General features: G+C 69.9%; 25 protein-coding genes. 12 read left to right on the forward strand and 13 right to left on the reverse strand.

The features are described 5' to 3' along the window. The first annotated feature begins 24 nt into the window (after positions 1-24). Entirely contained in the window at positions 25-714 is a 690-nt protein-coding gene (locus YIM_RS36120) for an SGNH/GDSL hydrolase family protein (RefSeq protein WP_153034616.1), read from the forward strand. On the opposite strand, the gene YIM_RS36125 is transcribed toward YIM_RS36120, so the two are convergent. From YIM_RS36125 to xylA, 5 genes are all read right to left on the reverse strand, one after another. Further along, a complete protein-coding gene (locus YIM_RS36125) occupies positions 711-1,790 on the reverse strand; it encodes a hypothetical protein (protein ID WP_228004245.1) in 1,080 nt (359 codons plus the stop codon). The two genes, YIM_RS36120 and YIM_RS36125, sit on opposite strands and share 4 nt — an antisense overlap. 118 nt (positions 1,791-1,908) lie before the next feature. Beyond that, entirely contained in the window at positions 1,909-3,021 is a 1,113-nt protein-coding gene (locus tag YIM_RS36130) for a hypothetical protein (protein WP_153034619.1), read from the reverse strand. Positions 3,022-3,058: 37 nt separating this feature from the next. Then, positions 3,059-3,913, reverse strand: coding sequence for a hypothetical protein (locus YIM_RS36135; protein WP_153034621.1), 855 nt, complete (start codon positions 3,911-3,913; stop codon positions 3,059-3,061). 36 nt (positions 3,914-3,949) lie between these two features. Next, positions 3,950-4,885 (reverse strand): phosphotransferase, encoded by a 936-nt coding sequence (locus YIM_RS36140; RefSeq protein WP_153034622.1) that lies wholly within the window; start codon positions 4,883-4,885, stop codon positions 3,950-3,952. A gap of 21 nt (positions 4,886-4,906) precedes the next feature. After that, positions 4,907-6,076 (reverse strand): xylose isomerase, encoded by a 1,170-nt coding sequence (gene xylA / locus YIM_RS36145; RefSeq protein ID WP_153034624.1) that lies wholly within the window; start codon positions 6,074-6,076, stop codon positions 4,907-4,909. Between the two features lie 96 nt (positions 6,077-6,172). Between xylA and YIM_RS36150 the strand changes: the two genes are divergently transcribed. Further along, positions 6,173-7,303 (forward strand): ROK family transcriptional regulator, encoded by a 1,131-nt coding sequence (locus YIM_RS36150; RefSeq protein WP_153034625.1) that lies wholly within the window; start codon positions 6,173-6,175, stop codon positions 7,301-7,303. Between the two features lie 60 nt (positions 7,304-7,363). Here the strand turns inward: YIM_RS36150 and YIM_RS36155 are convergent, their stop codons facing one another. Genes YIM_RS36155 through YIM_RS36165 form a run of 3 tightly spaced genes read right to left on the reverse strand, consistent with a single transcriptional unit; the run spans position 7,364 to position 8,909 of the window. After that, a complete protein-coding gene (locus tag YIM_RS36155; protein WP_228004246.1) occupies positions 7,364-7,846 on the reverse strand; it encodes a hypothetical protein in 483 nt (160 codons plus the stop codon). 29 nt (positions 7,847-7,875) lie between these two features. Next, entirely contained in the window at positions 7,876-8,514 is a 639-nt protein-coding gene (locus tag YIM_RS36160; protein ID WP_153034629.1) for a hypothetical protein, read from the reverse strand. A gap of 35 nt (positions 8,515-8,549) precedes the next feature. Continuing rightward, complete coding sequence (locus YIM_RS36165; RefSeq protein ID WP_153034631.1) at positions 8,550-8,909, reverse strand: hypothetical protein; 360 nt, start codon at positions 8,907-8,909, stop codon at positions 8,550-8,552. 136 nt (positions 8,910-9,045) lie between these two features. On the opposite strand from YIM_RS36165, the gene YIM_RS36170 reads away from it, so the two are divergent. The 6 genes from YIM_RS36170 (at position 9,046) to ligD (ending at position 13,946) form a co-directional block, all read left to right on the forward strand. Beyond that, positions 9,046-9,432, forward strand: coding sequence for a hypothetical protein (locus YIM_RS36170; protein ID WP_153034633.1), 387 nt, complete (start codon positions 9,046-9,048; stop codon positions 9,430-9,432). Positions 9,433-9,463: 31 nt separating this feature from the next. Further along, the gene (gene asnB / locus YIM_RS36175; RefSeq protein WP_153034634.1) at positions 9,464-10,972 is read left to right on the forward strand and encodes an asparagine synthase (glutamine-hydrolyzing); all 1,509 of its coding nucleotides are present in this window, start codon (positions 9,464-9,466) and stop codon (positions 10,970-10,972) included. A 65-nt stretch (positions 10,973-11,037) separates the two neighbouring features. Next, on the forward strand, positions 11,038-11,424 hold the full coding sequence (locus YIM_RS36180; RefSeq protein ID WP_228004247.1) for a hypothetical protein: 387 nt from the start codon (positions 11,038-11,040) through the stop codon (positions 11,422-11,424). 8 nt (positions 11,425-11,432) lie between these two features. After that, positions 11,433-12,467 (forward strand): hypothetical protein, encoded by a 1,035-nt coding sequence (locus YIM_RS36185; protein WP_153034636.1) that lies wholly within the window; start codon positions 11,433-11,435, stop codon positions 12,465-12,467. A 22-nt stretch (positions 12,468-12,489) separates the two neighbouring features. After that, on the forward strand, positions 12,490-12,984 hold the full coding sequence (locus YIM_RS36190) for a YbaB/EbfC family nucleoid-associated protein (RefSeq protein ID WP_153034638.1): 495 nt from the start codon (positions 12,490-12,492) through the stop codon (positions 12,982-12,984). Positions 12,985-13,016: 32 nt separating this feature from the next. After that, positions 13,017-13,946 carry a non-homologous end-joining DNA ligase gene (ligD, locus tag YIM_RS36195; RefSeq protein WP_153034639.1) on the forward strand — a complete coding sequence of 310 codons (930 nt, stop codon included), beginning with the start codon at positions 13,017-13,019 and terminating at the stop codon, positions 13,944-13,946. Positions 13,947-13,972: 26 nt separating this feature from the next. Here the strand turns inward: ligD and YIM_RS36200 are convergent, their stop codons facing one another. The 3 genes from YIM_RS36200 to YIM_RS36210 form a co-directional block, all read right to left on the reverse strand. Beyond that, on the reverse strand, positions 13,973-15,226 hold the full coding sequence (locus tag YIM_RS36200; RefSeq protein ID WP_153034641.1) for a hypothetical protein: 1,254 nt from the start codon (positions 15,224-15,226) through the stop codon (positions 13,973-13,975). Between the two features lie 69 nt (positions 15,227-15,295). Then, positions 15,296-15,748, reverse strand: coding sequence for a pyridoxamine 5'-phosphate oxidase family protein (locus YIM_RS36205; protein ID WP_153034642.1), 453 nt, complete (start codon positions 15,746-15,748; stop codon positions 15,296-15,298). Positions 15,749-15,750: 2 nt separating this feature from the next. Continuing rightward, the gene (locus YIM_RS36210; RefSeq protein WP_153034644.1) at positions 15,751-16,413 is read right to left on the reverse strand and encodes a DUF899 domain-containing protein; all 663 of its coding nucleotides are present in this window, start codon (positions 16,411-16,413) and stop codon (positions 15,751-15,753) included. 91 nt (positions 16,414-16,504) lie between these two features. Here YIM_RS36210 and YIM_RS36215 point away from each other — a divergent pair, with 91 nt between their 5' ends. After that, positions 16,505-16,957, forward strand: a complete 453-nt coding sequence (locus tag YIM_RS36215; protein ID WP_153034645.1) for a helix-turn-helix domain-containing protein — start codon at positions 16,505-16,507, stop codon at positions 16,955-16,957. Positions 16,958-16,961: 4 nt separating this feature from the next. After that, a complete protein-coding gene (locus YIM_RS36220; protein ID WP_153034647.1) occupies positions 16,962-17,294 on the forward strand; it encodes a nuclear transport factor 2 family protein in 333 nt (110 codons plus the stop codon). On the opposite strand, the gene YIM_RS36225 is transcribed toward YIM_RS36220, so the two are convergent. Together YIM_RS36225 and YIM_RS36230 are read right to left on the reverse strand one after the other, a co-directional pair. Continuing rightward, complete coding sequence (locus YIM_RS36225; RefSeq protein ID WP_153034648.1) at positions 17,291-17,659, reverse strand: PASTA domain-containing protein; 369 nt, start codon at positions 17,657-17,659, stop codon at positions 17,291-17,293. The two genes, YIM_RS36220 and YIM_RS36225, sit on opposite strands and share 4 nt — an antisense overlap. A gap of 87 nt (positions 17,660-17,746) precedes the next feature. Beyond that, positions 17,747-18,931 carry a glycoside hydrolase family 64 protein gene (locus YIM_RS36230; RefSeq protein WP_153034650.1) on the reverse strand — a complete coding sequence of 395 codons (1,185 nt, stop codon included), beginning with the start codon at positions 18,929-18,931 and terminating at the stop codon, positions 17,747-17,749. 207 nt (positions 18,932-19,138) lie between these two features. On the opposite strand from YIM_RS36230, the gene YIM_RS36235 reads away from it, so the two are divergent. Together YIM_RS36235 and YIM_RS36240 are read left to right on the forward strand one after the other, a co-directional pair. Beyond that, a complete protein-coding gene (locus tag YIM_RS36235) occupies positions 19,139-20,218 on the forward strand; it encodes a dihydrodipicolinate reductase (RefSeq protein WP_153034651.1) in 1,080 nt (359 codons plus the stop codon). Then, a complete protein-coding gene (locus tag YIM_RS36240) occupies positions 20,215-20,694 on the forward strand; it encodes a carboxymuconolactone decarboxylase family protein (RefSeq protein WP_153034653.1) in 480 nt (159 codons plus the stop codon). The genes YIM_RS36235 and YIM_RS36240 overlap by 4 nt, the downstream gene beginning before the upstream one ends. Positions 20,695-20,703 lie beyond the last annotated feature (9 nt).

Genomic DNA, 20,703 nt, shown 5'->3' on the forward strand with positions numbered 1-20,703 from the left:
CCGGAATTCGGCCAAGGAGGTCCGATGCACCGTTCGACGCTCGCCCTGATCGCCCTGCTCACCGCGTTGCTGTTCCCCGTGACCGCCACCGCGCAGGCGCCCGCCCGCATCATGCCGCTCGGTGACTCGATCACCGGTTCGCCCGGCTGCTGGCGCGCCCTGCTCTGGCAGCACCTCCAGCAGACCGGGTACACCGACGTCGACTTCGTCGGCACGCTGCCCGCGCAGGGCTGCGGCTTTCCCCACGACGGCGAGAACGAGGGGCACGGCGGTTTCCTCGCCACCGGCATCGCCAACCAGAACCTGCTGCCCGGCTGGCTCGCCGCCACCGATCCGGACATCGTGCTGATGCACCTGGGCACCAACGACGTCTGGAACAACCAGAGCCCGTCCGCGATTCTGGGCGCCTTCAGCAAGCTGCTCGGGCAGATGCGCGCGCAGAACCCGTCGATGGAACTCCTCGTCGCGCGGATCATCCCGATGGCACCGGCCAACTGCGGCGCCTGCGCCCAGCGGGTTGTCGACCTGAACGCCGCGATTCCCGGCTGGGCGCAGGCGAACAGCACCGCGCAGTCGCCGATCACCGTGGTCGACCAGTGGACCGGCTTCAACCCGGCCACCGACACCTACGACGGGGTGCACCCGAACGGCACCAGCGGCATCCAGAAGATCGAAAGCCGCTGGTACCCGGCACTGACCGCGGCGCTCGGTTAGCAGATCTTCTGCGTGCTGTTCACCAGCGTGTTGTTCACGAAGTTGGTGTTGTTGCCACAGGGGTTCTCGTTGATCGCGGAGTTCGTCACGGTCAGGTTCCGCACCGTGACGTCCGAGGTCACCGGGAACTCCGTGCGCGAAGCGAGCCGGATGTCGCCGGGGCCGGCGACCTTTCCGCTCTGCGCGGCCAGGTTCACGTTGTAGCAGTTCTCCAGCAGGATCGCGTTCCCACCGGTCTGCGCGATGTCCAGCCGGTCGATCACCATGCCGCCGCTTTCGGACACGCAGAAGATCCCCCGCCCGCCACCACGCGCGATCACCTCACCGACCCGGATGTTGACCGGGTAGGAGTTGCCGATCCGGCCGTTGCGGTTCGCCGTGCGGAAGGCCGCGTACCCGGTGCCGGTGCCGGCACCATCACCGTCCACTTTGGTCACCGTCGCGTTGATAGTCTCGTTGAGCAGCAGGCCGGAGCCACCGGTGTTCCGCGCGACCACGGTGCCGACGGTGAGCCCGTCCACGCCGTAGGTCTCCACGCCGTGCGTGCTCGAACCCTGGACGTGGACGTGGTCGATGCGCACGTTCCTGGTCCACCGCGAGGTGTCGCCGCGGTTGTCGATGCGCACGCCGAGCCCACTGGACAGGCGCAGGTCGAGTTGGCCGAGGACGACGTTCTCCACGTTGCGCATGAAGATGCCGTAGAGCGGCGACCCGGTCAGGTTCAGGTGCTGCACCTCGATGTCGCGCACATTCCTGGCGTAGACCGGGGCCTGGTCACCGGAGCCGGACCCGGTCACGTTGATCGTGCCGCACACGTCCAGCACGGTGTAGCTGGGCAGGGAGAACCGGCTGCCCGCGCTCATCGAGCCGGAGCCGCGGACCACGATCCGCTCCTTCCACGTGCGCCCGGCGCTGAGGCTGCCCGCCGCCGCCTGCAACGCCGAGAGCAGGCTCGTGCCGGTGTAGACGGTGTTGCCGCCGTTGCGGACCGTCCAGGTGCCGCCGTTGTTCACCGCCTCCGCGTTGACCGAGCCGGTGCCGCAGTCGGCCAGCGGACCGGCGGCCGAGACCGGCACGGCGGGTACCAGTGCCGCGATCAGCGCGGCTGCTGTAAGCGCTTTCCCGATTAACGAGCGCATCGTCGCTCCTCGTCTGCAGATGGGGACCTGGGAGCGCTCCCAGGTCTCCGGCATGCTAACCGAGGTAGTCCAGGTGCACGCCGTCGATGGACCAGATCCCCGAAGCGTCCCCGCCGTGTGCGGCGAGCAGCGCCGGGAAGTAGTCCCGCAGCGCCTGCTCGTAGCTCACCTTGCCATCGGCCAGTTCCCCGGCCGCGGTGACGATGCGGTCGAGGTCGGCTTCGATGCGCGCGCGGCTCATCGACGGCGTGCGCGGGCCCTCGTCGTCCTCGGTCACCACGGCCGGGTCGAACTGGCTGTAGCTGGGAAAACGACCGGTGTCCGGAATGATCGAGCGGAACGGCACGCCGTTGAAGAAGTACTCGAACCAGCGCCCGCCGGAGATGGTCAGCCACGGCGTTCCGGTGGCGAGCACGGCGAGCCCGAACCCGGTGTGCGGCGAAACGAAAACATCACTCGCTTGGACCAGCCCCAGTTGTTCGGCCAGCGGGACGTCGACCGCGTTCACCGGCTTCGACCGGTGCGCGAGCAACTCGCGGAGCCCGCGCTCCCCGAAGCCCGACGTCGTCCGCCCGTCCTGCCCGGTTTTGCCCAGCAGCACGATCTCCGCCTCGGGTCGCGCCTCGGTCAGCGCGTCCAGGATCAGCTGCCACGAACCCACCGACGGGTACAGCGCCGGCTCGCTCGAACCGCTCGGCAGCACCGCGATCCGGGGCCGGCGCTCGCGGCGCACCCGTTCGGGGAGTTCGAAGCGCAGGTGCTGCCGAGGCAGGTAGCCGACGCGCGGGTCACCCACGAAGGTGCGCTTGACGCGCGCGACGAGGTGCTCTTCGGCCGCGGTGTAGTAGTCGCGCATGCCGGGGAACATCTCCAGCTGGAAGTCCTGGTACCGCCGGGAGTCCTCGATCACGTGGTCCCATTCGCGCGGCAGCGCGGCCAGCCGGGCCGCGGAGTCGGGGTCCCGCTCCACAAAGGAATGATCCATCGCGTACTTCGCCGAGACGAACGGGCAGTAGTCGGCGAACTCCACCGCGGTGGCCGCGTTGAGCGCCACCGCGATCTCCCGGTCCGGCCGCGCCGCGTGGTGGCCGTTCGCGTAGTACAGCGCCTCCACCGCGTGCCCGATGGGCTGCGCGTAGAAGAAGTTGATCAACGTGCGATCGGTCATCGGGCCACCCTGTCAGCCCGGCCCGCGGTGGTGAAACCTATTTTCCGCGCCCGTTGGCCCGCAGGATCTTCGCCGCCCGGACGGTGGCCCAGCCGTACCACTCGAAGGTGCCGGCCGCGGAGAAGCTGTGCCAGTCGACCGCCCAGCCGCCGTCCGGCGACCGCGCGGCTTCGAGCTTGTCGAGTTCCGCCTCGATCGCTTCGGCCGGGAAGAACTGCCGCAGCGGACCGGGTTCCGGCGCGAAGTCGAGCGGGTTCATCGCCTCGCCGTCGGCGCCGCCTTCGACCGCCAGCGAACCGGAAGCCGGGATGAATCCGCCGACCCGCTTCAGCTCGTCCTCCGCCGAAATCGCTTCGAGGAACTGCAGTGAGTACCGGAGTTCCAGCGCGTGCCGGGCGTGGTCCATCTCCCGGATGCGCCGCAGCGAGTGCTCCGTCGCGGTGGCGAGCCAGGGGTGCTCGCGCAGCTTCGCGTCGTGCCGCGCGACGCGGTGCGCGATCCCGGCGAGCATGGCGGTCATGTGCAGGGAGGACTCGGTGGGATCGGCCGAGACGAAGAACGGCGCGCACCCGGCCGGGTCCTCGATCGGCAGCGCGAACGGCAGCCCGCCGTCGGGCAGGGTGATCGAGGCGAGCCAGTCGCACAGCCCGCTCGCCTCGGGCGCGGATCCGGTCTCCTCGAACACTTCGAAGGCGTGCAGCGCGCTCACCGGCTGGCTGCTCCGCGACCGCAGGTCGGGTTCGAGGCCGGAGCCGTAGCCGCCGTCCGGATTGCGGTAGCCGGCCAGCGCGGCCAGTGCCGCTTCCGCCGAGCCCCCGTCGAAGAGCAGTTCGTACCGGCGCCGGTCGAGCAACCTGGCCCGGGTGGCCATGAATTCGGAGGTGGTGTTCATGCTTCGAGTGTGGTGCGGCCGTCTTGAACGGAACGGTCAGCCGAGCCCGCCCGCCGGTTCGGTGGTCCGCCAGTGCTCGATCAGCGGCTTGAAGGCGTCGGCCAGCAGCGGCAGTTCCGGGATCATCGGCAGGCAGCCGACGAGTTGCAGGTTGCGCAGCGCTTCCATGGCCCGCAGCAGCCGCGGGTCGACCGGTCGCAGGCCGAACTCGGCGGCCTCGGCGTTGTAGGCGGTGACGCCCTCGTCGCCGATCCCGACGAGGTCCCATTCGACCGGCCCGCGCGTCACGTGCTCGAAGTCAGAGAAATACACCCGGTCAGGTGTCTCGATCAGGTTGTAGTACGGCGCGTCCCCGTGCACCACCTGAATGGCGGCGTCCGGGAACTCGGTCAGGAACGCCTCCTCCGAGGCCAGGAGCGGCGCGAACACCGCCCATTCCCGGCGCGCGCGGTCCAGGTCCTCGGGCGGCAGCAGGTCGGGGCGGCCGTTCAGCTGCTCCAGCGCGTCATCCAGGAAGCCGTCCATCATCGCCAGGAAGCCCAGGTCGCCGGGGTACTCGCGGAGCACCGAGTGCAGCCGCGCGGTGAGCGCGAGCCTCGGGCCGGTGTCCAGTTCGGGTTCGGTGACGCCCTCGATCAGCTCCCAGAAGGTGATGCCGAAACCGTCGCGCCGCACCGGTTCGGCGGGCATCAGCGGACTCGGCACCACGGTCGGCTCCCCGCGCTCGGCCAGCCACCGGGTGACGGCGAGTTCGTTGCGCTGGAGCCCGGCCTGCTGCTCGGGGGTGACCGAGCGCGGCAGCACGGTCGGCACGCGGGCGATCACCGGCGCCGGGTCCAGGGCCACCACGACGGAGAACACGTCGTAGATGGCCCTGGGCGCGGTCACCGTCACGCCGAGTTCCCGCGCCGCGTCGGCCGCGGCGCGGGTCGCTCGATCGGTACGGGCGGCGAGATCTTCGGGTGAAAGCATCCGCCTACCCTAGGTGAGCGGTCAGCGTGCTCCGGTGAGGTGGTCGAGCGCGAGCTGGGCCAGCCGGATGAAGCCGTAGTTGCGCTCGGCCGCCTTGTCCGCGTCGAAGTCCTCGAAGGCGGACCGGTCGGCGAGCAGGTCGGCGGCGGTCTCGCCCTCGTTCAGCGTGGGCACGGCCAGCTCCGGCACCAGCGAGGTGGCCAGCGCCTCCTGCACCTCGGGATCGGCGCGGAAGGCGCGGGAGCGCTCGGCGAAGATGAGGTAGCTGCGCATGTTCGCGGCCGCGCTGGCCCACACGCCGTCCATGTTCTCGGTGCGCAGCGGCTTGTAGTCGAAGTGGCGGGGGCCGTCGTAGCCGCCGTTCTCCAGCAGGTCGACCAGGAAGAACGAGGACAGCACGTCACCGTGGCCGAAGACCAGGTCCTGGTCGAACCGGGGGCCGCGCTGGCCGTTGAGGTCGATGTGGAACAGCTTGCCCTGCCACAGCGCCTGCCCGATGCCGTGCACCACGTTCAGCCCGGCCATCTGCTCGTGGCCGACCTCCGGGTTGACGCCGACGATCTCGTGGTTGTCCAGGGTGGAGATGAACGCCAGCGCGTGGCCGACGGTGGGCAGCAGGATGTCGCCACGCGGCTCGTTCGGCTTCGGCTCGAGCGCGAGCCGAAGGCCGAGGCCCTGGTCGAGCACGTACTGGGCGAGGAAGTCGATGCCCTCGCGGTAGCGGTCCATCGCCGCGTTGATGTCCTTCGCGGCGTCGGTCTCGGAGCCCTCGCGGCCGCCCCAGAGCACGAAGGTGGACGCGCCGAGGTCGGCGGCCAGCTCCATGTTGCGCATGACCTTGCGCAGCGCGAACCGGCGGACCGAGCGGTCGTTGCTGGTCAGGCTGCCGTCCTTGAACACGGGGTGGCTGAACAGGTCCGTGGTGACCATCGGCACCACCAGCCCGGTCTCGGCCAGTGCCGCCTTGAACCGCTTGATCCGCCGGTCGCGCTCGTCGTCGGCGGAGCCGAACGGGAACAGGTTGTCGTCGTGGAAGGTGATGCCCCACGCACCGAGTTCGGACAGGCGGTGCACGGCCTCCACCGCGTCGAGCGGAGCCCGGCTGGCCGGGCCGAACATGTCGTTCGCCTCCCAGCCCACCGTCCACAGCCCGAAGCTGAACCTGTCCTCGCGCGTCGGTGCCAGTGTCATCACGCCTCCCTGAATAAGTTTGATGCCTGAACTTATCCGGGCGGGCTCGGCCGGGTCAAGGCTTTCGTTCAGCCATCAAACGAATACAATCGCCCGATGATCGGGCCCGCCGGACAGCACACCGTGCGCCAGCACAACTCCGCGCTCGTGCTGCGCGCGATCGCCGACGGCCCCGGGGTTTCGCGTGCCGGGCTGGCCGCGGCCACCGGGCTGACCAAGGCGACCGTGTCCAGCGTGGTCGACGCGCTGATCGCGGCCGGGCTGGTCGCCGAGGGCGAGCCCGAGCGGCGCAACGGGCCGGGCAGGCGCGGCACCGTGGTGTCCCTGTCCCCCACCGGCCCGCACGGACTCGGCGTGGAGATCGGCGTGGACTACCTCGCCTACTGCCTGGTCGACCTGACCGGCGCGGTGCGGGCGGAGCGGGTCCGGGTCGCCGACAACCGCACGCCGCGGGTGTTCCGCCGGACCAGGGACTTCCTGGCGTCCGCGCTCAAGGAGGCCGAGGCGCTGGGCGTGCCGGTCGGCGGGGTCGGCATCGCGGTGCCGGGACTGGTCGAGTCGAGCACCGGCGTGGTGCGGCTGGCCCCCAATCTCGGCTGGCACGACGTCGATCTGCCCGCGAAGCTCGGCGGCACCTTCTCCGTCGGGAACGAGGCGAACTTCGCCGCGCTGGCCGAACTCTGGCACGGTTCGGGCCTGCCGGACTTCGTGCACGTCTCCGGCGAGATCGGCATCGGCGCCGGTCTGGTGCTGGGCCGTTCGCTGTTCGAAGGCGTGCGCGGGCTGGGCGGGGAGATCGGGCACCTGCCGGTCGACCCGCAGGGACCGCCGTGCTCGTGCGGGGCGAACGGCTGCCTGGAACGCATGGCCGGCCAGGAGGAGATCCTGCGCCTTTCCGGGGCGGAATCGGTCGACGACCTGATCGGCCTGCTGGACACCGGCGATCGCACCGCTGTGGCGGCAGTGAGGGAAGCCGCGCACTGGCTCGGCCTCGGACTGTCCACTGTGGTCAATCTGGTCGACGTGCCCGCCGTGGTGCTCGGCGGCACCTACGCCCGGCTGGAACCGTGGCTGCGTGAACCCCTGCTGACCGAACTGGAGCGGCGCGTGGCCAGCTCGGCTTGGTCGCCGGTGAACCTGGTGCGCTCCCCGCTGGGCACCGGCGCCGCCGTCCGCGGCGCGGCGGCTTCGGTGATCCGCGGCATCATCGCCGCCCCCGAAATCTGACTGACTCGCGACGCACTTTTCCCGCGCGTTCCGGAAATGGTGGGAAAATGCCTCGCGAATTCAGAGCACGCACGCGCTGAAATCGACGCCGGTGACAAAGCGGCCGGTCACCGCGGCGAGGTCGGGCCAGCCGCGCCCGGACGGGGAATGCAGGGTGAACACCGCGGCCCGCGCGCCCGCGCGGTCGAGCACCACGGCCTGCAGCTGGGCACCACCGGGCAGGATGCGCTCGGTGACCACCACGGGGTAACCGCGGGTGGTTTCGGCCTGGGTGACCTCGCGAATGCCCGGACCGGCCGCGTCGGCGAGGAAGCAGCGCAGTTCGGCGGCGGTCACCGCGCGATCGACCGGAACCACCCCGCCGACCAGGATGCCCGGATCGGCGGCCGGGTGCTCGACCAGCGCGAGCAGCACGGCGGCGTGCTCGTGCGCCAGTCCGGCGGCCCGTACCGCGGCCGCCTCCAGTGCCGGGTCCTGCTCCCGCAGGCGCGCGAGCAGCTTGCGCAGCTCGCTGGTGGTCTGCTCGACCGAGCGCAGGGACACCGAAGTGACCCCTGGGACCGAGCCGACCTTCATCGGGCGAGCGCCGCGGCGAAGGCCCCGGCCGCGAACTCCGGCTCGGCGCGGCCAGGCGGCGGGCACAGCACCGCGGCGGCCAACTCGGCGGCGAACGCGGCCTGCCCGGCCAGTTCGCCGCCCAGTCCCGCGAACAACTCGGCGTGGCCGGATTTCCTGGCCGCCACCTCGGTGTCTTCACCGTCCAAAGTGCGCAGTCGCACGGTGACCCGGTCGGATTCGGCGAGGTGTTCGCGTTCGAGCAGGCGCGCGGATTCCAGCACGCGCTCCAGTTCGCGGGTGAGCTGCTCGTGCCGCGCCATCGCCGCGCGGCGCTCGGCCTCCACGCCCGGCGCGGTGCTGAACTGCGCGGTCGCCGTCGCGCTGTCCACCTCGTCGGCGGCGGCGAGCAGGGCACGCCTGAGGCGAAGCGCGCACTGGTCGAGTTGCTCGGCCCGGCGCCGGTTGGCCAGCAGCGTGCCCGCCCATTCGTCGAGGATCGCCGCGGTCGTCCGCAACGCCTTCCCGGCCGAAGCGGACGCGTCGGGCGCGGGCAGGCGGATCGCCGCGCGGGCACAGCGCCCGGCCGCGGCCCGGACCGCGTCGGCGTTACCGGGGACGGGGTCGAAGCCGAGGCCGCGGTGGTCGGTCGTCATCACGCAGGCGTCCTCACCCTGGCGTGCAGCGCCCGCTACCGCCGGACGTCGCGGCGCTGCGGCCGCTGCTGGGGTCGCTGAGCCCGTTGGGGCTGGCGTTGCTGCTGTTGCCGCTGTTGCGGCGAACGCGCCTGGCGCTGCTGCGCGGGGCGCTGCCGGTTGGCCGGGGGCGGGGTCCGTGGCGCCCGGCGCCGGTCGTCGTCGTCCTCCAGCTCCGGGCGCGGCCGGTTGGACCACGAGTCGAACACGAGCAGTAGCAGCGCGAGCACGGCGAGGGCGATGCCGACGTCGGTGAGCCCGACAAACACGATCAAAACGACCGAAACGGCCACCATCGGGACCACGACGACCCAGCAGAGGGGGTCGATCCGCCCGAACTTCGGACTCCCTGCCATCGCCGTCTCCCTTCGCCTTTGCATTCGAAAGGCGTCACTGGGCGTTCACCCTAACTTGCCCCAGGGCCGCCGCGTACCGTCACGCCATGCCAATTCTGGCTGGGCTCATCGCCGCCGTTTTCGGACCGTGTTCGTCATGGTGAACGCCAACGAACCGCTCAATCCTACGTTCGGCCGGATCGTCCGTGCACTTGCCGGTCTCGCGTTGGTCTCCTTCCTGATCATGGCGGTGCTCCGCTTGCTGGACGCGCCGCCGCGGGCCGGGGTTGCCCGGGTCGCCTTCGTGGTCGGCCTCCACTTCATCCCGTTCGCCTCCACCTGGCGGCAGCGGAGCATCCTGGTGCCCGCCCACGGGCTCACCGCACTCGGCGTGATCGGCCTGATCATGGCCCTGACCTCGGCGGTTGCCTGGACGCCGAGCGTCAGCGGGGTGCTGTCCGGGTTCACCCCGCTCGCCGGGAGTTTGTACGTTGCGTCACGTCTGCCCCGGTCGAGCACGGCGAATTCACCGGCCGCCAATTAGACTTGGCTGCCGACCCGGGAGGTACAGCACGGTGTGCGGAATTGTCGCTGCGGTCGGTGAAGTCGATACCCAACTCTGCCGGGAGATGCTCTCCCGCATCAAGCATCGAGGTCCGGACGACACCGGGGAGATCCACCGGGGCCGGATCTGGCTCGGCCACCAGCGATTGTCCATTATGGACGTCGACGGCGGCGCCCAGCCGATGAGCGACCCCGGTGGCACCACGCATCTGGTGGCCAACGGCGAAATCTACAACCACCGTCACATCCGCGAGGACCTCGGCCACGAGCTGTTCGAGACCGGCTCGGACAGCGAGGCCGCGCTGCAGGCGCTGATCGTGGACGGCCCGGCCGGGCTGGCCAGGCTGCGCGGCATGTTCGCGCTCGCGTACATGACCGACGACGAAGAGTTCCTGGTCGCCCGCGACGCGGTGGGCGTGAAGCCGCTGTACTGGGTGCGCAAGCCCGAGGTGACGCTGTTCGCCAGCGAGCTGCGTGCCTTCGACAAGGCCGACCGCCCGCTGGTGGAGAGCTTCCCGCCGGGCTGCTGCTGGAGCCCCGCCGGCGGGCTGGTGCGCTTCGCCGACGCGGTGCCCGCCGTGCTGCGGCCGGCGTACCGCACGGACGAGCCGGGCGTCTGGGGCGATGACCTGCTGAAGTCGGTGCGCGAGACGGTCGTGGCCGCGGTGGAGAACCGGATGATGAGCGACGTCGGCATCGGCGTGTTCCTCTCCGGCGGGCTCGACTCGGCGATCGTGGCCGCGGTCGCCGCCGAGTACGCGCTGCGCCACCGCCAGCCGCTGCCCACCTTCGCCATCGGCGCGCCCGGCAGCTCCGACCTGGCCGCGGCCCGCGTGGTCGCCGACTACCTCGGCACCGAGCACCACGAGATCGTGATGACCGCCGAGGACGCGGTGGCCGCGCTGCCCAAGGCGGTGCGCGCGATCGAGCACTTCGACCCGTCGCTGGTGCGCAGCGCGGTGCCGAACCTGCTGCTCGCCGAGTACGCCTCGAAGCGGGTGCACGCCGTGCTCACCGGGGAAGGCGCCGACGAGCTGTTCGCCGGGTACGACTACTACCACGAGGAGCCGTTCACCAATCCCGACGCGCTGCAGGCCGAGCTGGTGCGCACGGTCAACGAGCTGCACCACCTGAACCTGCAGCGCTGCGACCGCACCACGATGGCCTTCGGCATGGAGGCGCGGGTGCCGTTCCTGGACCGCGACGTGATCGGGCTGGCGCTGTCCATCCCGCCCGAGCACAAGATGGTCGCGCCCGGCCGTGAGGCCAAGAAGCTGCTCCGCGACGCCTTCGACGGCTGGCTGCCGGAGGAAATCCTGCGGCGTGGCAAGGAACAGTTCGGCGACGGCTCGGGCGCGAAGGACGTGCTGGAGCAAGCGGTGCACGCGGCCCCGGAGGTCGCCGAGGCCGACGGCGTCGAGCTACGGTCCAAAGAGGAGGCCGGCTTCTACGCCATTTGGCGCAAGGAGCTCGATGGCATTCGTCCCGGGTCCACGCTCGGATTGTTCGCCACCACCTGATCGCTCGGTGAGCTTTCCCACTCGAGGCCGGTTTTCCCCGATTGACCTGCGTGGACAGTGCTTTCATGCACGCCATGATCGGATTCGAGACGGACCTGGACGACCTCCGTGCGTCCAGTGCCCACCTGGCGGCCGCGGCTGACGCGGCCGGCGCCGCCAGGGACAGCGAGCACCAGCAGGACGTTCCGGTGGCCCCGCCCCGGGAGAGCATCTTCGACATCTCGGGCATGATCCCGGTCGACAACGCCTTCGGGCAGTCGCTGGGCATGCAGGCGGTGGCCCGCGCGTACGAGAACCACCGCGCCAAGGTCGAGAAGATGCTCGCCGAACTGCACCAGAGCACGCTGGACTCGAGCCGCGCGCTGAACACCGTCGCCGAGCTGTACGAGAAGGCCGACGAAGACTCGCGCACCCGGCTGCAGCGCGCCGCCGCCGTGCTGGACGAAAGCTGAGGCCGGGCGTGGACGACTACTTCGGCGCGGTGGAGACCACCTCCTACGAGAACAACCGCCAGGCTCACCTCGAAGGCATCAGCGACGACCTGCTCGACGGCGCCAACGACGCCCTCGACGCGCTCGACATCCTGCGCTGGACCGAGCTGTGGATGCCGGAGGAGGAGGTCGAGAAGTGGCGCAAGCAGACCGCGGACATCTACCGCGAGTTCTCCGCCGCCGACATCGACCGCGACTCCGAGAGCGGCCTGCAGGCGCTGATCAACGAGCAGGACAAGATCTGGAAGGCGCTGATCGACAACTCCAAGTCGGAGCTGGACCAGGCGGAGAAGCGGCTCGAGCACTGGCGCGGGGACGCGGCCAACGACGTCAAGGCCTACATCAACAACCTGGCCCACACCTTCGACCGCGTCGGCACGAAGATCACCGTGCTGGAGAGCGACGTGGTGGCCGCCCGCGAGGCGATCGCCTCGGCCAGGGGTGACCTGAGCAAGCTCGGCGAGTCGTTCAAGGCGGTCGCCGAGAAGTACCGCGAGGACCAGGAGCGCAAGAGCGAGTCGGCCGGGCTCAAGGTTCTCGGCGCGGCGTTCGCCGGCGCGGTGGCCGGGCTGCTCACCGTGGCCACCGCCGGGGCGGGCGCGGCCGCGGGCGCGGCGGTGCTCTCGGCCACCGCGAAGGGCGCGATCATCGCGGGCAACGTGGCGGGCTCGGCGATCAGCGCGACCATCGCCAACGCCGCGGAGATCACCGGTGACAACGTCTTCGAGCTGGTCGGGAGCTTCTTCGAGAACACCGACAAGCTCCGCGAAGGCATGATCGACGCGATGGACGACCTGGCCAAGCAGATCGACATCGAGGCCGAGGACCTGCCGGCGATCCCGCCGCCGCCGGATGTCAGCCCCGGCTCGTCGTTCAACCCGGACGACTTCGAGACCGAACGGCTGGACAAGGACCGCGAGCGCAGGGTGCGCGATTCGGGCGTGGACATCGCGCCGGACGGCAAGGTGGACAGCTCCGCGGGCAGTCCCGCTCCGCTAACCTGAGGCGGGAGGAGGTGGGCCGCGCATGACCGACAAGGCCCAGCCGAAGCCGTCGAAGAAGGTACCGGCGAAGGTGGACCGGGCGGCGATCGTCAAGTCGCTGCAGGAGCTGTCGGTGGAGGCCGGTTCACCGGACGGCACGGTCAGCCTGGCCGTCAACACCGACGGGGTGATGACCAGGCTGGCGCTGTCCGCCGGGGCGGCGAAGCTGCCGCCGAGCCAGCTCGCCGACCTGGTCCTGCGCACCTACGCGCAGGCCCAGCGCGAGTCGGCCAAGCGCAGCGCCGAGCTGCTCGCCCCGATGGGCAACGCCGGTTACGTGACCGACCGGCTGCGCTGGCGGCTCAAGTTCGACCCGGGTCCGGCGCCGGCCGCACCCGGGGGCGAGGGCAAGGACAAGCGCGGCTCCGGGGTGCTGCGTGACCGGTCCGGCTCGTGGCGCGAACCGGAGAAGCGGGCCGAGCCCGAATCGGACGACGAGTTCTACGAGAAGGGCGTGCGGTTCGATCCGTCCTGGTGACGTCTCGTCGTTCCCGGGTTAGGTTTCGACGCATGAGCAAGTCACCGGCGGTGGAGATCGAGGTCGGCCCGTGCGTCGTGCGGGTATCGAACCCGGACCGGGTCTACTTCCCGGCCCGGGGCGAGACCAAGCTCGACCTGGTCAACTACTACCTGTCGGTGGGTGACGGCATCGTGCGCGCGCTGCGCGAGCGGCCGTGCATGCTGCACCGGTTCCCGTCCGGGGTGGCCGGGGAGAAGGTGCACCAGAAGCGCGTGCCGAACGGGGCGCCGCCGTGGCTGGAGACGGTGCGGGTGCACTTCCCCCGGTACAACCGGCACGCGGACGAGCTGTGCGTGACCGAGCTGGCCAGCGTCATCTGGGCGGTGCAGATGTCCACTGTGGAGTTCCACCCGTGGAACTCCCGGCGCGCGGACACCGAGCGCCCCGACGAGTGGCGGATCGATCTGGACCCGATGCCGGACTGCGGGTTCGACCGGGTGCGCCGGGTCGCGCACGTGGCCCACGAGGTGCTCGACGAGCTGGGCATGACCGGCTGGCCGAAGACCTCCGGCGGCGACGGCCTGCACATCTACGTGCGCATCGAGCCGAACCGGGGATTCCAGGAGGTCCGGCGCGCGGCGCTCGCCTTCGCCATGGAAGTCGAGCGGCGCGCCCCGGACGACGTGACCACCGAGTGGTGGCGCAAGGATCGCGATCCGGGCAAGGTTTTTGTCGACTACAACCAGAACACCCGTGACCACACCATCGCCAGCGCCTACTCGGTGCGCGGGGTGCCCGAAGCGGTGGTGTCCACACCGATCACCTGGTCCGAAGTGGACGATGTCGAACCGCGCGAGTGCACCATCGGGGTGGTTTCCCGCCGATTCACCGAAACAGGTGACCCGCACGAGAAGATCGATGAGGTCGCGTACACAGTGGACACCCTGCTCGAGTGGGCAGACCGCGACGGGCTCGACTGATCCCAGGCGCGATCGCCCGGCGCCGGTCAGGGCGCGATGCCGTAGAGCATCCGCCTGCCGTGGTACTCCGAGACCGACCAGATCAAGCCGGTCTCCCGCCAGTACGACATGTCCTCCGGCCCGTTCGGGGTCGCGGCGCTGCGCGTGAGCGTCCAGTCCGAGCCGAGCCGCCACGAGCGCATCAGCCCGTTGTTGCCGGGGCCGTCGCTCGAGTTGAAGTGCCAGGTGGTGCCGCCGTCGTGGGTCACGCCGCCCTGGGTGCGGTTGCCCACCCCGCCGGTCAGGCCGGGTTGCCGGAAGGCGCTGTCCGCGGTGGCCACGCCCCTGGCGTTCGAAGCGATCTGGTGGTCGCTCATGTCCCAGGTCACCACGCGGCCGGGCAGCCCGGTCTCCGCCTCGCAGAACTCACCGACCACCAGCCGGTCCGGTGTGCTCACCCGGTCCAGCGACACCCACGAGTCGCGCAGCGGCGCACCGGGATCGGTCGAACACTTGCCGCCGGAACTCTTCGGGCTCTTCCAGAACCCGCTCTGCGCCATGATGTAGCGGTAGCCGTGGCTGTAGAACCGGTCCGCGACGGGCTCGTAGCCGACGAGGTACTTGTTCGTGCTGTACCCGCGCGGATCGGCCACCAGGTCGTAGATCGCGTCCAGGCTGAACTGCCGGATGCCCCAGTTCGTGTCGACGAGGTAGAGGAACCGGCCGTACCAGACCATGCCGCCGGCGTGGATGTCGACCGGCCGGTAGCTCACCTCGCCGTTCGCCCCGTGGAACGGCTCCACCAGCAGGATGTGCTGGTACTTGCCGGTCTGCGTGTTGAGCACGCTGACCCGCACGCCCTTCTTCTTCAGTACGTGGTCGTCTTCCTCGCCGTCGTTGCCCGTCCAGTCCTCGTCGTCGTACCAGCTGACCATGATTCCCTTGTGGGAGCCCCAAACCTGGTCCTCCTGGGCGTCGTTCACCGACGAAACGCCCTGCGGGATCCACTCCCTGGTCTGGTTGTCCCCGTCGGTGAAGCACCACCAGTCCGGCTGCGCCGGGAACGGTGTGCACGCACCCCGGCGTGTCGCCTGCCAGCTGGCCGAAGTCAGGATCGAGCTGAGGCTGGCCTTGACCATCCGGATGCCCTCGGCCGCCCCCGTGGTGTCGGTCCGCGTCATGGTGAACGCGCTCGCCGGCACGGTCACCACCGGTTCGGCCGAGGCTGGTGCCGCCGTGCCGACGGACACGAGTACCGCCGCTGCCAGCAAAGCCAAACCGCGTAACGCCTTCTGTCGCATGGTCCCTCCCTGGGCTCCCTCGCGGAGCGCCAGCCTGCCGAGGGCATCTTGGAGGAACCTGGGATTCGCCTAGTCCCGCTCTTCCTCCGCGAAGTCGACGGTGATCCAGCGATCCGGGCGCGCGGTGAACACCACGAACGTGCCCGCGGTGTCGCCGATTTCCTGCTCCGCCATGGCCTGCGCGGCGTCGGCGGGCAGGTAGCGCCCGATGATCGCGACCACCTCCTCGACCGTCGGCGAACGGTCCGTCTTGACCAGCGAGCATTCGGCGGTGACGTACCGGTACGGGAACTCTTCGCGCTGCACGCAGAGGCTGAGCGCCTTCGCCCGCGCCAGCAGGCGGGTCTTCCTGGTGGGGCGCCCCTGGGTGCCGGTGAGAAAGGTGAACCGGCCGTCGTGGTAGGCGTACCAGACCGGCACGGTCAGCGGCGGCCGTCCGTCGTCGGCGGCGATGCTGAGCACCGCGGGCCGCGACTCGGCGAGGAACTCGTCGCGTTCGGCGTCGGTGAGCGTTCTGGGCATGATCAGGCCTTTCCGTATTCGTCGCGGAGGCGGAGCCAGGACATGGTCGGGTCCTGCGGCCAGCCCGCCGGCGAGTCCTCCCAGATTTCCTGGCGCCCGTACGGGGTCAGGTCGAGCAGGTTGAAGTCCATGCGCAGCCGGTCGACGCCGCGCGCGGTGGTGAAGTAGGTGCGGAAGAACCCGTCGCCGTCGCGCAGCAGCACGCTCAGCCCGAAACCGCTGGTGACACCGAGATCGTCCTCGAAGCTGCTGCCGAAGCTGGAGTACCAGGGCACGGTCCAGCCCATGCGCTCGCGGACCGGCGCGATCTCGGCCTGCGGCGCGCGGCAGAGCAGGATCAGCCGGGTGTCGCGGGCGTTGAGGTGGACCTGGTCGGCGAGGTTGTCGGTGAACGAGCAGCAGCCGTCGCAGAGGTAGTCCTGCCCGGGCCGGAGCATGAAGTGGTAGACGACCAGCTGCCGCATGCCGTCGAAGAGCCCGGCCAGGCCGACCTCCTCGCCGTCCGGCGCGGTGAACCGGTACCCGGGGTCGAGGCGGACCATCGGCAGCCTGCGGCGCTCGGCGGCCAGCGCGTCCAGTGCGCGGGTGTGCTCCTTCTCCTTGACCAGGAGCGCATCCCTGGCGACCTGCCATTCCTCCGGGGAGACCACCTGCGGCCGGTTCATCGCCCTGCTCCATCCGTGTCCGAGTTCCTTGACGGAACCGACCGTAGCGCACTTAGTTCCCTGAAGGAACCCTCTGGGTTAGACTCGGCCCATGCAGCGCACCCGCTTCGGTGACATGGCGTGTTCGATCGCCAGGACGTTGGACGTGATCGGCGAACCGTGGTCGCCACTGATCCTGCGGAACGTCTACGTGGGCATCAACCGGTTCGAGCAGATGCAGGAGTCGCTGGGCATCTCGCGCAAGGTGCTCACCGAACGGCTGAAGTGGCTGACCGAGCAGCAGGTGCTGACGCGGCGGCAGTACTCGGAGCGCCCGCCGCGGTACGAGTACGTGCTCACCGAACGGGGTACCGAGCTGTGCGACCTGCTGATGGTGATGGTGCGCTGGGGTGACCGGTGGCTGGCGGGCGAGGCGGGGCCGCCGGTGCTCTACCGGCACCACGCGTGCGGCCGGATCAGCCACGTCGAGCCGCGCTGCTCCGAATGCGGTGAGCCGATGCGGGCGACCGACCTCGACGTACTGCCGGGGCCCGGCCTAGCGTGACCGTATGGAAACGGTGGCCGAGCAGTTCAACGCGCGGATCAACGCCCACGACCTGACCGGCCTCGGCCGCCTGATGAGTGACGACCACCGCTTCGTCGACACCGGCGGCAACGTGGTCGCCGGGAAGCGGGCCTGCCTGGCGGCGTGGTCGGAGTTCTTCGTGGCGTTCCCGGAGTACCGCAACGTCGTCGACTCGGTGACCACCGAGGGGTCACGGATCTCGATCACCGGGCACTCGATCTGCCCCGGCCACCCCGCCCTGGAGGGCCCGGCGCGGTGGACCGCCGTCATCTCCGCGGACGAACTGGTCGCGGAGTGGCACGTGCAGCAGGGCTAGTCGGTGTACTTCACCGCGGTCAGGGTGATCACCGCGTCGGGGGGCACCTTGGTGCCCGCGGGCGGTGACTGTCCTGTTTGGACCCAGTTGCGGTCGACCAGCAGTGCGCGGCCGAGGCCCTTGCCGTCGACCTCGCGCAGGTTGTACAGGCCCGCGGCCTGCATGGTGTTCTGCGCGTCCTGGTGGTTCATGCCCGAGACGTCCGGCACGGTGATGGTCGCGGCCGGGGTCTCCCCCGCGGACGCAGCCGCCGAAGACGCCGGTGCCGGCGCTGGGGTCGAAGTCGGCGCGGGCGGGGCGCCACCGCACGAAGCGAGGAGCAGCGCGCCGAGCACCAGGCACGCGCCCCGAACCGGTCCCGTCATGCGAAACTCCCTTCGCGCCGAGGCGGTGGCGGGTCGCCTGGAAGACGCTCCCGCCACCACCGACGTTACCGCGTGCCCGGCGAACCGCTAGTTGAACGGATCCAGCGTGATGCTGGCCTGTGCCGGATTCCCGTCGTGCACCAGCGATTCGTGGTGCCCGACGTCATCGAAGGCGAAACCGTATGCCTTGCCGTCGACCATCCGCTCGTGGATCAGCCGCGAATAGTGGTTGGTCACCGAATCCTGGTAGAAGCCGCCCGAGCCGGCGTCCGGCTGGTTCGGGTTGGCCAGCAGCGTGGACCGGTTGTACCCGGCGCACAGGGTGCGGGAAATCGGCCCGCGCACCAGGTCGTTCGGCGCGTCGAGCAGTTTGTAGCAGCCGAACACGCTGTCGGAGTCCGGTTTCTGGAACGAGGTGACCACCGAGCCCGCCGTGTTGGTGAAGTTCATCGTGTTCCCGGAAACCCGGCCGAAGTACTTGGTACCGGGCTGGTCCGCGAACGGCGTGACGGTCAGCGTGGACGACGCGTACTTCGACCACACCCGGTTGATGTAGTCGTTCATGATGCCGGAGTCCAGCACCCCGGAACCCACCCCGTGCCCCGGCGAGAGCGCGCGCAGCACCGTGCCGTCCGGCTTGGCCTGGACCAAGTTCCCCCAGCCGCCCGGCTGCGCCTTCAACGCCGAGAAGAAACCGTTGTAACCACCTGCCTTCAACCGGCCGGTGGTTTTCTGCGCACCGCCCGACAATTGCACGCCGACCGAATACGGCGCCGAGAACATGTCGACCTGGGTGCTGTTGATCCAGATTCCCGCGTCGTTGAGCGTGTACTCGGTCCAGTTGAACAGAATGTTGCGGTTCGGGTCACTCGGATTCTGCACCGCGGGCTGCACCAGTCCGCCGGTGGTCAGTTTGAACACCAGTTTCTGGCCGTAGGAGAAATAGACCCGGCCGGAGAACTTCGGCAACCGGATGGTGATCGAACCGCCGTTGGCCGGGCCCTGGATCGAGGCGTCGGGCGCCGGCGTGGGCGGGTTGCCACCGGCCGGCCACGGGTGGAAGGTGCCGTTCGCGTCGGCCCAGCCCTGACGGCCGGTGCTCAACTCGGTGCCCAGGTTGTAGACGTAGACCGGCTCACCTCGCCCGGAGGTGTTCTTGATCGTCAGCGGGATGGTGGCCGGTACCGCCGCGGCGGCCGAAGGCACCGCGGCCAACCCGGCGGCGGTGGCCAGCGCGGCCACCAGCGCCAGCAGCTTTCTTTGCACGGACATGCGCATTCTCCTCCTAGAACAGGAATATCCACAGGAGCGAAATAGAATGCACCGGAAGGCGTGTTAATGGCGGGGACCGTGCGCTTCCGGATACAAGGGGAGAGCCTTCCCAGGATCACACGTTCCCCGTTACCTGTCAACGCCACCGGCCCGAACGCACCCGTCGGCCGCTAGGCAACCCCGGATTTCTTCGTTAGCCTCCTGGACATGATTCCCACAGTTGTCTGGGGCACAGGCAACATCGGCCGCGCGGCCATCCGCGCGGTCGGCGCCCACCCGTCGCTCGAACTCGCCGCCGTGCTCGTGCACAACCCGGACAAGCTCGGCCGCGACGCGGGTGAGCTGGCTGGTCTGGACCACGAGCTGGGCGTGCGCGCCTCCGGCGATCCGGCCGCCGTGCTGGCCACCCGCCCCCGCGCGGTGGTGTACGCGGCTTCCGGTGACATCCGCCCCGACGAGGCGCTCAAGGACATCACCGACGCGATCCGGGCGGGCGCGGTGGTGGTCACCCCGGCGCTCTACCCGCTCTACGACCAGCTCAACGCCCCGGCGGAGCTGCGTGAACCCGTGCTGGCCGCGATCAATGACGGCGGCGGCTCGCTGTTCGTCTCCGGCGTGGATCCCGGCTGGGGCAACGACGTGCTGCCCGCGCTGCTCAGCGGACTCGGCACCACTGTGGACGCCGTGCGCTGCCAGGAGATCTTCGACTACTCCACCTACGAGCAGCCGGATTCGGTCCGCTACCTGGTCGGCATGGGGCAGCCGATGGACTACCAGCCACCGATGCTCGCGCCGTCGGTGCCGACCATGGTGTGGGGCGGGCAGGTGCGGCTGATCGCCAGGGCGCTCGGCGCCGAGGTGGACGAGATCCGCGAAACGCTGGACCGCCGTCCACTCGAGACCACCGTCGGCACCCGCACCATGGGCGAGTTCGAGGCGGGCACGCAGGGCGCGGTGCGGTTCGAGGTGCAGGGCATCGTCGGCGGGGAACCGCGGATCGTGATCGAGCACGTCACCCGCATCCACCCGTCCTGCGCGCCGGACTGGCCGCAGCCGCCGAACCCGTCCGGTGCGCACCGCGTGATCATCGAGGGCCGCCCGCGCATCGAGGTCACCGTGGAAGCCAGCGACGAGGGCGAGAACCGGTCCGCGGGCGGCAACGCGACCGCGGTCGGCAGGCTGGTCAACGCCATCGACTGGCTCACCGAAACCGAACCCGGCCTCTACGACGCACTCGACGTTCCCCTGCGCCCGGCGGCGGGCAGGCTCGGAAGGAGCACCCGATGATCATCGACATTCCCGAAGGCAAGGACGCGATCGGTTACGTGTGGGGCGAAATGGTGCCCGGCATCGGAACCGCCGCGTCGAACTTCTCGCTGGCCGTGTACAGCCACACCACGCTCGGCCTGCGCGAGTTCGAGGCGGCGCGGCTGCGGACCGCGCAGATCAACGGCTGCGTGTTCTGCCTCGACTGGCGCACCGAACGCGACGGGCAGAAGGTCGAGGAGTCCTTCGCCGACGCGGTGGCCCAGTGGCGCACCACCGACGCTTTCGACGACCGCACGCGGCTGGCCGCCGAATACGCCGAGCGGTACGCACTGGACCACCACGGCCTCGACGAGGAGTTCTGGTCGAGGATGACAAAGCACTACAGCCAGGCCGAGATCGTGGAGCTGAGCATGAGCATCGGTTCCTGGCTGGCCTTCGGCAGGCTCAACCACGTGCTGGGCATCGACTCGGTGTGCGTGGTGCCCAAGTTCTAGAAAACCCCG

Origin of the sequence: Amycolatopsis sp. YIM 10, from assembly GCF_009429145.1 — a bacterium.
In the GTDB taxonomy this organism is placed as follows: Bacteria; Actinomycetota; Actinomycetes; order Mycobacteriales; family Pseudonocardiaceae; genus Amycolatopsis.

Bases quoted from the DNA above. Each gene is read 5' to 3' on its own strand.
- YIM_RS36120 (WP_153034616.1), top strand. From the start codon at position 25: ATGCACCGTTCGACGCTCGCCCTGATCGCCCTGCTCACCGCGTTGCTG.
- YIM_RS36130 (WP_153034619.1), bottom strand. From the start codon at position 3,021: ATGACCGATCGCACGTTGATCAACTTCTTCTACGCGCAGCCCATCGGG.
- YIM_RS36135 (WP_153034621.1), bottom strand. From the start codon at position 3,913: ATGAACACCACCTCCGAATTCATGGCCACCCGGGCCAGGTTGCTCGAC.
- YIM_RS36140 (WP_153034622.1), bottom strand. From the start codon at position 4,885: ATGCTTTCACCCGAAGATCTCGCCGCCCGTACCGATCGAGCGACCCGC.
- xylA (WP_153034624.1), bottom strand. From the start codon at position 6,076: ATGACACTGGCACCGACGCGCGAGGACAGGTTCAGCTTCGGGCTGTGG.
- YIM_RS36150 (WP_153034625.1), top strand. From the start codon at position 6,173: ATGATCGGGCCCGCCGGACAGCACACCGTGCGCCAGCACAACTCCGCG.
- YIM_RS36160 (WP_153034629.1), bottom strand. From the start codon at position 8,514: ATGACGACCGACCACCGCGGCCTCGGCTTCGACCCCGTCCCCGGTAAC.
- YIM_RS36165 (WP_153034631.1), bottom strand. From the start codon at position 8,909: ATGGCAGGGAGTCCGAAGTTCGGGCGGATCGACCCCCTCTGCTGGGTC.
- YIM_RS36170 (WP_153034633.1), top strand. From the start codon at position 9,046: ATGGTGAACGCCAACGAACCGCTCAATCCTACGTTCGGCCGGATCGTC.
- YIM_RS36180 (WP_228004247.1), top strand. From the start codon at position 11,038: ATGCACGCCATGATCGGATTCGAGACGGACCTGGACGACCTCCGTGCG.
- YIM_RS36190 (WP_153034638.1), top strand. From the start codon at position 12,490: ATGACCGACAAGGCCCAGCCGAAGCCGTCGAAGAAGGTACCGGCGAAG.
- ligD (WP_153034639.1), top strand. From the start codon at position 13,017: ATGAGCAAGTCACCGGCGGTGGAGATCGAGGTCGGCCCGTGCGTCGTG.
- YIM_RS36200 (WP_153034641.1), bottom strand. From the start codon at position 15,226: ATGCGACAGAAGGCGTTACGCGGTTTGGCTTTGCTGGCAGCGGCGGTA.
- YIM_RS36205 (WP_153034642.1), bottom strand. From the start codon at position 15,748: ATGCCCAGAACGCTCACCGACGCCGAACGCGACGAGTTCCTCGCCGAG.
- YIM_RS36210 (WP_153034644.1), bottom strand. From the start codon at position 16,413: ATGAACCGGCCGCAGGTGGTCTCCCCGGAGGAATGGCAGGTCGCCAGG.
- YIM_RS36215 (WP_153034645.1), top strand. From the start codon at position 16,505: ATGCAGCGCACCCGCTTCGGTGACATGGCGTGTTCGATCGCCAGGACG.
- YIM_RS36220 (WP_153034647.1), top strand. From the start codon at position 16,962: ATGGAAACGGTGGCCGAGCAGTTCAACGCGCGGATCAACGCCCACGAC.
- YIM_RS36225 (WP_153034648.1), bottom strand. From the start codon at position 17,659: ATGACGGGACCGGTTCGGGGCGCGTGCCTGGTGCTCGGCGCGCTGCTC.
- YIM_RS36230 (WP_153034650.1), bottom strand. From the start codon at position 18,931: ATGTCCGTGCAAAGAAAGCTGCTGGCGCTGGTGGCCGCGCTGGCCACC.
- YIM_RS36235 (WP_153034651.1), top strand. From the start codon at position 19,139: ATGATTCCCACAGTTGTCTGGGGCACAGGCAACATCGGCCGCGCGGCC.
- YIM_RS36240 (WP_153034653.1), top strand. From the start codon at position 20,215: ATGATCATCGACATTCCCGAAGGCAAGGACGCGATCGGTTACGTGTGG.